At 65.5% G+C, this 12,911-nt stretch carries 9 protein-coding genes and 3 pseudogenes; 5 read left to right on the plus strand and 7 right to left on the minus strand.

The window, feature by feature from the left end:
• The 4 genes and pseudogenes from DWA33_RS25830 to DWA33_RS24470 form a co-directional block, all read left to right on the plus strand.
• Nucleotides 1-103: pseudogene (locus tag DWA33_RS25830) on the plus strand (integrase core domain-containing protein); the annotation flags it as partial.
• A pseudogene (locus DWA33_RS24460) lies at nt 82-261 on the plus strand (integrase core domain-containing protein); the annotation flags it as partial. The pseudogenes DWA33_RS25830 and DWA33_RS24460, both read left to right, overlap by 22 nt.
• Nucleotides 262-395: 134 nt before the next feature.
• Entirely contained in the window at nt 396-1,691 is a 1,296-nt protein-coding gene (locus DWA33_RS24465; RefSeq protein ID WP_047309802.1) for an O-acetylhomoserine aminocarboxypropyltransferase, read from the plus strand.
• Between the two features lie 3 nt (nt 1,692-1,694).
• The gene (locus DWA33_RS24470; protein WP_114361082.1) at nt 1,695-2,477 is read left to right on the plus strand and encodes an alpha/beta fold hydrolase; all 783 of its coding nucleotides are present in this window, start codon (nt 1,695-1,697) and stop codon (nt 2,475-2,477) included.
• Nucleotides 2,478-2,854: 377 nt separating this feature from the next.
• Here DWA33_RS24470 and cbbX read toward each other — a convergent pair whose 3' ends face one another.
• The 6 genes from cbbX to DWA33_RS24500 form a co-directional block, all read right to left on the minus strand.
• Nucleotides 2,855-3,778 (minus strand): CbbX protein, encoded by a 924-nt coding sequence (cbbX, locus tag DWA33_RS24475; RefSeq protein ID WP_114361083.1) that lies wholly within the window; start codon nt 3,776-3,778, stop codon nt 2,855-2,857.
• Nucleotides 3,779-3,780: 2 nt separating this feature from the next.
• Entirely contained in the window at nt 3,781-4,203 is a 423-nt protein-coding gene (locus DWA33_RS24480) for a ribulose bisphosphate carboxylase small subunit (protein ID WP_114361084.1), read from the minus strand.
• Between the two features lie 116 nt (nt 4,204-4,319).
• A complete protein-coding gene (locus DWA33_RS24485) occupies nt 4,320-5,777 on the minus strand; it encodes a form I ribulose bisphosphate carboxylase large subunit (protein WP_114361085.1) in 1,458 nt (485 codons plus the stop codon).
• Nucleotides 5,778-5,979: 202 nt separating this feature from the next.
• Nucleotides 5,980-9,441: a PAS domain S-box protein gene (locus DWA33_RS24490; protein WP_244601391.1), complete on the minus strand. Its 3,462-nt coding sequence runs from the start codon at nt 9,439-9,441 to the stop codon at nt 5,980-5,982.
• Nucleotides 9,442-9,458: 17 nt separating this feature from the next.
• A complete protein-coding gene (locus DWA33_RS24495; protein WP_114361087.1) occupies nt 9,459-10,295 on the minus strand; it encodes a response regulator in 837 nt (278 codons plus the stop codon).
• A 19-nt stretch (nt 10,296-10,314) separates the two neighbouring features.
• Complete coding sequence (locus tag DWA33_RS24500) at nt 10,315-11,007, minus strand: response regulator (protein WP_114361088.1); 693 nt, start codon at nt 11,005-11,007, stop codon at nt 10,315-10,317.
• A gap of 481 nt (nt 11,008-11,488) precedes the next feature.
• Between DWA33_RS24500 and DWA33_RS24505 the strand changes: the two genes are divergently transcribed.
• A complete protein-coding gene (locus tag DWA33_RS24505) occupies nt 11,489-12,457 on the plus strand; it encodes a LysR family transcriptional regulator (protein ID WP_114361089.1) in 969 nt (322 codons plus the stop codon).
• Nucleotides 12,458-12,811: 354 nt separating this feature from the next.
• Here the strand turns inward: DWA33_RS24505 and DWA33_RS24515 are convergent.
• Nucleotides 12,812-12,911 (minus strand): annotated as a pseudogene (locus DWA33_RS24515) (IS481 family transposase); the annotation flags it as partial.

The raw sequence follows: 12,911 nt of genomic DNA on the forward strand, positions 1-12,911 counted from the left end.
GAGGCAATGCTGCGCGAGCTCGGCATCGTGCACCGTTACACTCGGCCTTACCGCCCCCAGACCAACGGCAAGATCGAGCGCTTCTGGCGGACCCTCGACGACGACGTGATCGACGGAGCCACCTTCGACAACCTCGACCACTTCGCCAACGAGTTGTTCGAATACATGGTCTATTACAACAACTTCAGGCCCCACCAGGCCCTCGGCGGCAAAACCCCGAAGGACTTCGCCGCCGACAAAAAAATCCGATCAACGAATTAGTGAACTCGCACAATTGCGAGCGAAGCGAAGCAATCCAGAAGCGCCGAGCACTGAGCCTGGATTGCTTCGTCGCTCCGCTCCTCGCAATGACGGAGCCCAACTAACAAGTCTTCAGGAAACAACCCGAGCACATCATGGCCGCACCCAAACCGCCCGGATTTGAAACCCTCAGCCTGCACGCCGGGCAGCATCCCGATCCGCTGACCGGCTCGCGCGCGGTGCCGATCTATCAGACCACCTCCTACGTGTTTCAGGACACCGACCACGCCGCCGCGCTGTTCAATATGGAGCGGCCCGGCCACCTGTACACCCGGATTTCCAACCCGACGATCGCGGTGCTGGAAGAGCGGATCGCCGCGCTGGAGAACGGCGTCGGCGCGGTGGCGACCGCCAGCGGCATGGCAGCGCTGCATCTGGCGATCGCGACGCTGCTGAATGCCGGCGATCACATCGTCGCCTCATCCTCGCTGTACGGCGGCACGATCAACCTGCTCGCGCACACGCTGCCGCGGTTCGGCATCACCACCACCTTCGTCGCGCCGCGCGATCACGCCGGCCTCGCGGCAGCGATCCAGCCGAACACCCGGCTGATGATCGGCGAGACCATCGGCAATCCGGGCCTCGAAGTGCTCGACATCCCGAAGGTCGCGGGAATCGCCCACGAGGCGAAGATTCCGCTGCTGATCGACAACACTTTCGCGACGCCGTACCTGAGCAAGCCGATCGAACTCGGCGCCGACATCGTGATGCATTCGGCGACCAAATGGCTCGGCGGCCACGGCATCGCGATCGGCGGCGTGCTGGTCGACGGCGGCCGGTTCGACTGGCGCGGCTCCGGCAAGTTTCCGACGCTGACCGAGCCCTATGCCGGCTATCACGACGTCGTCTTCGACGAGCAGTTCGGCCCGCCCGCCTTCGTCATCCGCGCGCGGATGGAAGGCCTGCGTGACTTCGGCGCGTGTCTTTCGCCGACCAATGCGTTCCAGTTGCTGCAGGGCATCGAGACGCTGCCGGTGCGGATGGATCGGCATGTTGCCAACACCAAGGCGGTGCTCGACTTCCTCCAGGCCAACAAGGCGGTCGATTGGGTGCTGCATCCGACGCTGGAGAACCACCCGGACTACGAACTGGCAAAGACGCTACTGCCGAGCGGCGCCGGCTCGATCATCTCGTTCGGCATCAAGGGCGGCCGCGCCGCCGGCCGCAAGTTCATCGAAGCGCTGCGGCTGACCAGCCATCTCGCCAATGTCGGCGACGCCAAGACGCTGGTGATCCATCCGGCTTCGACCACACATCAGCAGATGAGCGCCGAGCAACTGAAGGCCGCCGGGATCGGCGAGGAGCTGATCCGGCTGTCGGTCGGCATCGAAACCGCCGACGACATTATTGCTGACCTGGCGCAGGCTCTGCGCGTTTCGCAGAAGGGCTGAGTCATGCAGATCAAGGTCAACGGGACAGACACCTTCGTTGCCACCGGCGGCAAGCCGTTCGACGCGTCGCTGCCCGCCGCGGTGTTCATTCACGGCGCCGGCTTCGACCGCTCGGTCTGGGCGTTGCAGACGCGCTGGTTCGCGCACCACGGCTACGCCGTGCTGGCGCCCGACCTGCCCGGCCACGGCCGCTCCGGCGGCGAGCCACTGAAGACGATCGCCGAAATGGCCGACTGGATCGCCGCGCTGCTCGACGCCACGGGCGCGCAGCCGGCCAAGCTGATCGGCCATTCGATGGGCTCGCTGATCGCGCTGGAAACCGCTGCGCGGCACCCGGCCAAGGTGGCGTCGCTGGCGCTGATCGGCACCACCTCGACGATGGCGGTCGGCCCGGATCTCTTGAAAGCCGCCGAAGCCAACGATCCCGCGGCAGTTGCGATGATGACGATCTGGGGCCTCGGCCCGGATGCGGAGATCGGAGGCAATCTCGCTCCCGGCCTGTGGATGCACGGCGGCTCGGCACGCGTGCTCGAAGCCAACAAGCCCGGCGTGATCTTCAACGATCTGTCCGCCTGCAACGACTACAAGGATGCGCTGGCGGCCGCCGCAAAGGTGACGGTGCCGACGCTGTTCATCCTCGGCGAACGCGACATGATGACCCCGACCAGGAACGGCAAAACGCTGGCAGCGGCGATCGCCGGCTCACGCACCGTCATCCTGAAAGGCGCCGGCCACACCATGATGGTCGAGCGCCCGGACAACGTGCTGAAGGCATTGCAGGGGTAAGCGCTCTCTGGCCCCACGCCCGTCATTCCGGGGCGCTCGCGTCAGCGAGCGAACCCAGAATCTCGAGCTGTGGAGCACCCGGCGTTTGCAACAACCTTCGGATTCCGGGTTCGCGCAGCTTCGCTGCTCGCCCCGGAATGACTGTGTGGGGGTTGTAACGTCTCACCCCGAGCACAGCGCGCTCCCTCGCCCGGCTCTTCGCGGGGAGAGGGTTGGGGTGAGGGGCGACGCAAGCACTGAGTCTCGGCTGCGATGAGACGCCCCCTCACCCGGATTGCTGCGCAATCCGACCTCTCCCCGCTCGCGGGGAGAGGTGAAGTCGGACGCGGCGACCTGATTCCGGGTTCGCGCTACGCGCGCACCGGAATGACCGCTGGTTAGTTTGTCCCCTCCCCCTTCCCAAACACCCGGCTCGCCAGCACATCGCCCGCTTCGATCGTCATGATGTCCTCGGCGGTCAGCGAACGGTCGAGGTCGGCGATCAGGCGGTTGGCCTGGCGGAGGCGGATGCGGTCGAGCGCGTTGCGGATCGAGCGGGCGTTGGCGAACAGCGGCTGGGTTTTGCGGATGCCGATGTAGCGCTCGAACGCAACCTTCGCTTCAGGGGCGAAGTGATAGTTCTGCTCGTTCAGCATCCCTTCGGCGATCGTCAGCAATTCGCCGTCGGTGTAGTCCGGGAAGTCGATATGGTGGGCGATCCGCGAGCGGAAGCCGGGATTGCTCTGGAAGAACTTCTCCATCCGGTCGGCATAGCCGGCCAGGATCACCACCAGATCGTCGCGCTGGTTCTCCATCACCTGGAGCAGGATCTCGATCGCTTCCTGGCCGTAGTCGCGCTCGTTCTCCGGGCGATACAGATAGTAGGCCTCGTCGATGAACAGCACGCCGCCCATCGCCTTCTTCAGCACCTCCTTGGTCTTCGGCGCGGTATGGCCGATATATTGCCCGACCAGTTCGTCGCGAGTCACCGAGACGACGTGTCCGCGGCGGACGAAGCCGAGCTTGTGCAGGATCGCAGCGATGCGCAGCGCCACCGTGGTCTTGCCTGTGCCGGGATTGCCGGTGAACGACATGTGCAGCGTCGGGTTGCCGGTGGCGAGCCCCATCCGCTTGCGCAGGCGTTCGACCAGAAGCAGCGCCGCGATCTCGCGGATGCGGGTCTTCACCGGCTTCAGCCCGACCAGCTCGCGATCGAGCTGATCCAGCACCTCGCCGATGCCCACCTCGTTGAACTCGGCGCGGAGATCGACGCGCGCGGGCGGCGCGTCGTCTCCATTGGGCGTCGTTGCTGTCGCGTCCACGATCAGCCTCCGTAGCGGCGGCCTTCAGGCTTGTCGGCCGAATAGGCGCGCGTGGTGTAACGCATGTTGCGGCCGTCGACCTCCTGACGGTCGAGCCGGAAGCCGGGTTCGTCCTTCGGGCGGTTGACGATGAACGACAGCCGCACCGACTCCCAGCCATGCGAGGAGTCGAACGCCGACAGCCGGATGTAGCGATCGCCGTAGATCTTGCGGCATTCGGTCAGTTCCATCATCACGCCGGCGGCGTCCTGCAGATCGAACATCGGCAGGCCCCACATGTCCCAATAGGTGTTGCGGGGATGCGGATCGTCGGTGAATTCGAGGTTCACCGCCCAGCCCTTGGACAGCGCGTATTGCACCTGGGCGGCGATCTGCTCGTCGGTGAGATCGGGCAGGAACGAGAAACAGCCTTGGGTCAGTCGCATGGAGTTGCTCCTTGGAATTTCGCCATCGAGTTGGTCATTGCGAGCGAAGCGAAGCAATCCAGTGGGTCGAGCACAGCTTCTGGATTGCTTCGTCGCTTCGCTCCTCGCAATGACGGCTACACCGAGACCGACGGGGTCGGCGCGTAGTCGGGGGTGTCGGTGGATTCGTAGTTGAAGGTCACGTTCTTCCAGGTGTCGAGCGCGGCCTTCAGCGGCGTGCAGGTCTGCGCCGCCTTGGCGAGGATTTCCGGACCTTCGTGCAGGTAGTCGCGGCCCTCGTTGCGGGCGAGGATCATGGCTTCCAGCGCGACGCGGTTGGCGGTGGCGCCGGCCGCGATGCCCATCGGGTGGCCGATGGTGCCGCCGCCGAACTGCAGCACGACGTCTTCGCCGAGCAGGTGGAGCAACTGGTGCATCTGGCCGGCGTGGATGCCGCCGGAGGCCACCGGCATCAGCTTGTTGAGGCTGGCCCAATGCTGGTCGAAGAACAGGCCGTTCTCCAGCGCCGTCGGGTTGAAGTCCTCGCGGCAGATGTCGTAGTAGCCCTTGGTGGTCGCCGGATCGCCTTCGAGCTTGCCGACCACGGTGCCGGCATGGATGTGGTCGACGCCGGCGAGCCGCATCCACTTGGCGATGACGCGGAAAGACACGCCGTGATTGCGCTGCCGCGTGTAGGTCGAGTGACCGGCACGATGCAGATGCAGGATCATGTCGTTCTTGCGCGCCCACTTCGCCATCGACTGGATCGCAGTGTAGCCGATCACGAGGTCGATCATGACGATGATCGAGCCGAGTTCCTTGGCGTATTCGGCGCGCTCGTACATGTCCTCCATCGTCGCCGCGGTGACGTTGAGGTAGGTGCCCTTGATCTCGCCGGTCTGGGCCTGCGCCTTGTTGACCGCCTCCATGCAGTACAGGAAGCGCTCGCGCCAGTGCATGAACGGCTGCGAGTTGATGTTCTCGTCGTCCTTGGTGAAGTCGAGACCGCCCTTCAGCGCCTCGTACACCACGCGGCCGTAGTTGCGGCCCGACAGGCCGAGCTTCGGCTTGACGGTGGCGCCGAGCAACGGCCGGCCGAACTTGTCCATGCGCTCACGCTCGACCACGATGCCGGTCGCCGGGCCCTGGAACGTCTTCACATAGGCGATCGGAAGCCGCATGTCTTCCAGCCGCAGCGCCTTCAGCGGCTTGAAACCGAACACGTTGCCGATAATCGATGCGGTGAGGTTGGCGATCGAGCCCGGCTCGAACAGATCGAGGTCGTAGGCGATATAGGCGAAGTACTGGCCGGGCGAATTCGGCACCGGATCGACCCGGTAGCACTTGGCGCGATACTTCTCGGCCGCGGTCAGGCGATCGGTCCACACCACCGTCCAGGTCGCGGTGGACGATTCACCGGCGACGGCCGCGGCGGCTTCGATCGGATCGACGCCGTCCTGCGGAGTGACGCGGAACAGCGCGATGACGTCGGTGTCCTTCGGCTCGTAGTCGGGCTCCCAATAACCCATCTTCTTGTATTCCATCACGCCGGACTTGTAGCGGTCCTTGCCGCGGATCGTGACTGCTTCGTTCATGTCGTCCTCCTTGAAAGCCCTGGCCGGCCGAGGCGGCGGGGATGGTCGACGCCATTCGGGAACTCGGCCGCGAAGTTCGCGCTGCCGATCGGCGTCGCGGGATGCGTTGCGGTACGACTTTGACCACAACCCCGAAAATAAGAGAAATTTTATTATCTTCGATATTGCAAAAGTAATTCTTATATCTCCGGATCGCGGGCGGTCACACCAGCTCGGACGAGGTCTGCAGTGCCGGCTCGGCGTTTTCGATCGCCGCGTGCAGGGCGGCGAAAGCGTCGGGGATGTCCCGATTGGGTTCGCAGGCAATCTCCATACGACGACACGCTGCGGCCAGCTGGCTGAATCCGAGCTGACCGGCGAGCGACACTGTCTTGTGGACGGTCGAAGCCAGAGCCCGGCGCGACTCGTCGTCGAGCTCGGTCGTGTCGATGTGGTGCGGCCATTGGACCCGAATCCGGGCGATGGCGTCGCGGAGCTGAGTCGCGAAGCCGGCGATGTCCTCGTCGCTGGCGAACAGCCGCAGATCCTCGACCGCCGCATGATCGTGCACCGGCGCATCGAGATCCGGAGACGCCGCGACCGGCGCCAGCGGCCCGGACGGGACGTCGACGATGCCGCCATCGAGCCATCGGGCAACGCACGCCAGAAGCTCGGCGCGGGCGATCGGCTTGCCGACGTGATCGTCCATCCCGGCGGCCTTGTAGCGCGCGACCTGCTCGGGCAGCACGTTCGCCGTCAGGGCGACAATCGGCACCGCGAAGTGTTCGCCCTGCAGGGCGCGGATGCGGCGGGTGGCTTCCATTCCGTCCATTTCGCCCATTTGCACGTCCATGAAGATCAAATCGTACGCCCGGCTGGCGACCATCGCTATCGCGGTACCGCCGCTGTCGGCCAGATCGACCTCGTGGCCGTCCCTGCTGAGCATGGTCCTGCACAGGTCGCGGTTCATTTCGACGTCGTCGACCACCAGAATCCGCGCGCTCCGGCAGCAGCGGGTCGGCAGTTCGCCCCGCTCGATGTCGATCTGCTCGGCGATCGCCATGTCGACCTCGAAATAGAACGTGCTGCCGACGCCCGGTTCGCTGTCGATCTTCAGTTCGCCCCCCATCGCCTGGACGATGCGCTGCGAGATCGCCAGGCCGAGTCCGGTGCCGCCGTATTTTCGTGAGATCGTCTCGTCGGCCTGGCTGAAACGCCGGAACAGCCCCTGCTGCTCTTCCGGCGAGATGCCGATACCGCTGTCGGTGACGGCAATCCGCAACCGGGCAGCGCCGGCGGTCCGCGAGGCACAGGAGACGATCAGTTCGACCGATCCGGCCGAGGTGAACTTGACCGCGTTGTTCATCAGATTCAGCAGCACCTGCCGCAGCCGGGCGGCGTCGCCGATCAGCACCGGCGGCGTGTCGCGCGCGGTCGCGACCAGCCTCAATCCCTTCTCGTCCGCCTTGGGCTCGATGATCGACGCGCAGTTCGCGATCAGTTCGTCGATGTACAGCGGCTTGTTCTCCAGCTTGACCCCGCAGGCCTCGATCTTGGAGAAGTCGAGAATGTCGTCGATGATCACGCGCAGCGAGTCGCTCGCTTCGAAGATCCGGCTGACCTGACGGCGCGTGCCCGGCGCCAGCGTCTGGTCTTCCAGCACCAGATCGGCGTAGCCGATGATGCCGTTGAGCGGCGTACGGATCTCGTGGCTCATATTGGCGAGGAAGTCCGCCTTGGCGGCGCCCGCCCGCTCCGCGCTGGCGCGCGCGGCCTTGAGTTCGTCCTCGTATTGCAACTGCTCGGTCAGGTCGACGGCGATCCCGAGGACGCCGAGATGGGTGCCGTCCTTGGTCCGCAACAGACTGAGGGTCAGCCGAGTTGGAATTCTGTGACCTTCGGCGTCGATATAGGTCCACACCGCGGTGTCGGGATCGTTGCGCGCGAGCCGCGCCTGAAGCACCCCGAGATTCGCGCCGACCTGAATGCCCTCCTGCCGCATCTGTTCGGCGCGCGCGCCGAGCTCCTCCGGGTCGTGAAACAGCATCGCGGTTGCCCGGCCGATCAGGTCCTCGGCCTTGTAGCCCAGCATGCGTTCCGCGGCCGGGTTGAACAGGGTAATGGTGCCGGTGACGTCGGTGGCGATCACCGCATAGGCCGCACGTTCGAGAATGGCGGTCTGCAGCGTCAGAGTCTTCTCGAGCTGGGCGGTGCGTTCGGCGACCAGCCGCTCCAGCGCGGCGTTGAGGCCGCGGACCTTGGCCTCGGCCGCCACCAGTTCGGTGATGTCGCGCGCGGCGGTCGCGATGCCGACCAATGAACCGTCTTCGCAGCGGATCGGTGAAACGCTGATCGCCACGTCGATCAGATCGCCGCGGCGATTGGTCCGTTTGGTCCGGAAATGGCTGACCTTCTGTCCGTCGCGAATGTCGGCGAAAATCCGGTTCTCCTCGTCCTGAAGATCGTCCGGAACGATCAAGTCGGTGGTCGGTCGGCCAGTCGCCTCCTCGGCGGAGTAGCCGAACAAACGCTCGGCCGCCTTGTTCCAATCGGTCACCGTGCCATCGATCGATTTGGCGATGATCGCGTCGTTCGAGCTTTCGAAGATTGCGGCGAGCCGCGACCGCTCGATGTTTTGCTCGGCGCGGCGGGCCTTGTACGAAATCAGCAGATTGACGAGCGAGGTGAGCAGCAATCCGAGCGCCAGCGTGACGGTGAAGCCGAGCCACGGACTCGGCAGGCTCAAGGAGTTCACGAACGGCGGCAGCGCCCACATCTGGATGTGCCAGGTGCGGCCGTAGATCGCGAACGAGATCTCGCGTGTCGGCAACGCCTGACCAGCGTCCTGCGGCTTCCCGACGGTGTGAAACGGCGCTCCGCCACTGTCGGTCAGTGCAAACCCGAACTCGCCCATGCCGCTGTGAAGATCGGCCAGGATCTTGTAGATGTCGATCGCGGTGAAGGTCCAGCCGATCAGCGCCCGTCGCCGCTGCTCTTCGGTTTCGATCGGATCGCCGTTGCGATACACCGGCAGCAGGATCAGCACCCCGCTGTCCATCCCGCTGATCGGCAGCAGTTCGATCGGCGCCGTCATCGTCGCCTCGCCGCTCGTGGCGGCCGCATCGGCAGCCGTCTTGCGTCTGCTCTCCGACGCCAGATCGATGCCGAGCGCGGTGACGTTGAGGGGGCTCGGCTCGAGGTAGGTGACGAGGTATCGCGGACCGTCGTGCGGGGCCAGTTGGGAAACCCTGTAGGTTGGCTGACCGTCGGCGCGCCTCTGCGCGACGAACGCCGCCAAGTCCTGCGGTTCGACCGGACGGACGAAGCCGAACCCTCGGGCGCCCGGAAATTCCCGCAAAAAGTCGCGCGTCTCGGCGTATCGACGAAAGGTGTCGAAGCCGATCGCCTCGCCGCCGCTCGCGACGACGACGCCGCGCGCGGCCAGCAGCCCGAAGCGATAGGTGTCGAGAATGTCCTCGAGTCGATCGGCGAAATCGGCGGCGAGCCAGCCGAACTTGCGCGCCGCGGTGCGATCGTTCTGCTCCGCGACCCCATAGGCGACGAGGGCACCCAGCAGCACGCTGGCGACCGTTCCGATCACCATCCCGACCAGCCACCGCCGCTGCACCGCCCGCTCGCGCGCGACCGGCTGCGGAACCTTGGGTGCGGACGCTGCTGGGGACACGCCGGCAACCATGGGTGTCAGAGCTTCACGGCAGAACTCGGCTCGGCCGAGCAATACTGCTGGATCGCTTCGAACAGCTCGCTGACGTCGAACGACTTCTTGAAGATGCGGGCGGCGCCGGGACAACCCAGCATCTCGCGTTTGAGCTGCTTGGCGGTGGCCTCGTCGAGATCCCTTCCGCTGATCACGATGACCGGCATCTGCGCCGTGGCGCGCGCGCTGCGCAGCCGCATGATCAGAAACTCCGCATCGCCTTCGGGCATGAAGTAATCGGTCACGACGACGCTGGGATAGTGGGTCGCTGCGAGCCGCTGAGCACGGGCGGCATTCGGTGCATACAGCACCTCGATGCCGAGCTTCTTCAGGCGGCTGGAGAGAAACTGGGCGACCTGCTCGTCGTCGTCGACCACCAGCACGCGCGGACTGCTCGGCACCGCGTCGGGAGACGCCGCAAGCGGGCCGATCTCCTCCACGATCACCTCGGCCATGTGCGGAAAGATCTCGGTGAGCGCCTGGCAGATGCCCTGCCAGAATTGCTCGCGCTTGCAGGCGTAGAACAGCCCCATCGCCTCGCAGTGCTGCAGCGTCTCGTCGCTGGGGGTGCCTGTGACGACGATGACGTCCGCCGAAAGACCGCCCGGTTCGAGCAGATGGTACGAGGCGGTGAGCCCGTCGAGCTTCGGCATATTGATGTCGACGATGATCAGGTCCGGCGAGCTGCGCCTGGCCTTCAGCAGCATCTGCAGGCCGTTGGTCGCCGTGTCGACCGCGAATCCCATCTTCCTGCAGCGGGTCGACAGCGCCGCCAGAATGGCAGGATCGTCGTCGGCGATCAGAATTGCAGGGGCGCTCATCAGGCTCTCCGCGTTCGGTTCATCGCTCCGGATGCACGCCGGTCTGCCGATCGAGCAGGTCGAGCAGGTCGTCCAGCCGCGCCAGCACCTCGGCACGCCCGGTCGTGCCGGGAGACAGGCCGTCGAGTGCACGCTCGGTGAGCGCCGCGGCCTCGCTGATCGCCGCGAATCCGTAGATGCCGGCGACCCCGATCAGCTTGTGGACGACGTGGCGGAGCGCCTCCGGAGCCGCACCCGCGACGAACTCCGGACGCAGCCCGGTCAGGAGTCCGGCGTCCTCCACCAGGCGGCCATGGATATCGTGATCCGGCGGCGGCTCGCAATCGGCGGGATCGGCTGCGGCGAGTTCGAGATACTTGCGCACGCTGCTGGTGAGCTCGCGCAGGTTGAACGGCTTGGCGATGATGCCGGAGACGCCGAGCGACGCGTAGTCGGAGATGTCGTCGAACCGGCCGCACGCCGTGGTGAAGACCACCGGAATGCTCATGGTGACCGCCGTGCTGCGCAACTCGTCGACCAGCTGGACGCCGTTGACGTCCGGCATCGAAACATCACTCAGGATCAGATCCGGAAGCCATTCGGCGGCCGCGCGCATCCCTTCCTCGGCCGACAGGCATCCCCTGGTTTCGAGAGTGGGATCGCGCGACAGCACCGCGGCCACGACCTTCAGCATCGCCGGGTCGTCGTCGATATGCAGGATTCGGCTCTTCACGCGATTCCCCCTACCAACCGATTTCGATTTCGGCGCCGAACCTTTCGACGGTCGGCAGACATGCAACTCGTCGGCGAAGATCATGATCGTTCGCGAACTAACATATAGTTTAAGCTGCGGTGATTCTCGCGGTGACAACAGTGCATCGGCGCCGCACTCGGGATTCGACCTAACTACGTACTAATCACGACATTACCAGGAAGTTCTACGAGGTGAGCGACCGGCGGCGGCCGCGACGACCGCCTCCCGACCAGTCGCACGAACCGATCGGGCGCCGCCCGAACCTCGCGGCTCGCGGCGGCGCACCGATGACCATCGCAAGCCCCGCGCAACGCTCGATTCGGCGAGACCGGGCCGGCGCCATCGCACGGCTCGCAGCCGCACGCTCGCGCGAAACGGGCTTTCGAGGCTTCGTCAATATTGACCGCCCCGGTCGGATGGCCGACACTCGTTGCCCCTACCCGCACGCAGTATCCGCTCGATGTCTCGACAGTTCAGGACCGTCTCGATCCGCCAGCTCCGCGCACTGGCGGCGCTCGCCGAGACCGGGAGCATCACCGCGGCGGCGGGCAAGCTCAACCTGACCCAGCCGGCGGTGACGCTGCAGCTCCGCAACCTGCAGGCCCTCGCCGATCTGCCGCTGATCCAGCGCAGCAGCGACGGCATGCGGCTGACCGACGCCGGACGCGAGGTGCTGGCGCTCAGCGAGCGGATCGAAGCGGCGATCGCGGCGTGCGAGACCTCACTGGAGATGATCGCCGGCAAGACCGCGGGGCGGATTTCGATCGGTGCGGTGTCGACCGCGAAGTACTTCGTGCCGTTCGCGATCTCCGGCTTTCTCAAGCGCCACCCGAAGATCGACGTGCACCTGTCGATCGGCAATCGCCGGGACATCGGCGCCGAGCTACGCAACTACGAACTCGACATCGCCATCATGGGACGGCCGCCGGTCGATCTCGAGGTCGACGTGCATCTGATCGGCGACCACCCGCACGTGATCATCGCCCCGACCGCGCACCGGCTGGCGCGCAAGGACGGCATCGATCCGCGCGAGCTGGCGAGCGAGACCTTCGTGACCCGCGAGCCCGGCTCCGGCACCCGCAGCCTGATGGAGCAGTTCTTCGGCGGCGCCGGCATCAGCCCGGCGATCGGCATGGAGATGACCAGCAACGAGACCATCAAGCAGGCGGTGATCGCCGGGCTCGGCATCGCATTCATCTCGGCCCACACCGTCGCCACCGAGCTCGACGAGCGACGGCTGGTGATCCTGGACGTCGACGGGCTGCCGGTGGTGCGGCAATGGTTCGTGGTCAGCCGCAAGGACAAGGTGCTGCTGCCGCCGGCGCAGGCGATGCTCGATTTTCTCAAGGCGGAGGGACCGCACTTCCTGCCGCGCACCCACGGCCGGATGCGGCTGACCCGGCCGTCGCCGCGCGGCAAGCGCGGCTGAAGGAAGGGGGCCGGCGTTTCTGATGCGCTGAGCTCGGCCGTCCGCCGTCGCAAGATTTCTGAAGCTCGGCGATGCCGAAACGTCCCCTCACCCGGATCGCTGCGCAATCCGACCTCTGCCCGCGCGCGGGGAGAAGTTAGAGCGGTTCATCGTTTGATTGAAACGATCTGACTTTTCCGAAGGCACTGAGTCCTCATCCTGAGGAGACCGGCGAAGCCGGGCGTCTCGAAGGATGGGGCAACGCATTCCCTGCGTCACATGGTTCGAGACGGCGCTACGCGCCTCCTCACCATGAGGTTGTACGTGTGGCACGCGGTGCGGATCAGCTCTGATTCTATAAATTGCAGAACTGCTCTAGGTGTGGAGCCTCAACAGGTTGTCCTCGGACAGGCCGAGGCGGCTGATGGGTATTTGTGACTTTATGCCGCCGTGGGGCCGGTGCCAATTGTATCGA

Source organism: Rhodopseudomonas pentothenatexigens (assembly GCF_900218015.1).
Taxonomy (GTDB): domain Bacteria; phylum Pseudomonadota; class Alphaproteobacteria; order Rhizobiales; family Xanthobacteraceae; genus Rhodopseudomonas; species Rhodopseudomonas pentothenatexigens.

Coding starts and splice junctions, on each gene's coding strand:
- DWA33_RS24505 (WP_114361089.1), top strand. CDS start 11,489: ATGTCTCGACAGTTCAGGACCGTCTCGATCCGCCAGCTCCGCGCACTG.
- DWA33_RS24470 (WP_114361082.1), top strand. CDS start 1,695: ATGCAGATCAAGGTCAACGGGACAGACACCTTCGTTGCCACCGGCGGC.
- DWA33_RS24465 (WP_047309802.1), top strand. CDS start 396: ATGGCCGCACCCAAACCGCCCGGATTTGAAACCCTCAGCCTGCACGCC.
- DWA33_RS24485 (WP_114361085.1), bottom strand. CDS start 5,777: ATGAACGAAGCAGTCACGATCCGCGGCAAGGACCGCTACAAGTCCGGC.
- DWA33_RS24480 (WP_114361084.1), bottom strand. CDS start 4,203: ATGCGACTGACCCAAGGCTGTTTCTCGTTCCTGCCCGATCTCACCGAC.
- DWA33_RS24495 (WP_114361087.1), bottom strand. CDS start 10,295: ATGAGCGCCCCTGCAATTCTGATCGCCGACGACGATCCTGCCATTCTG.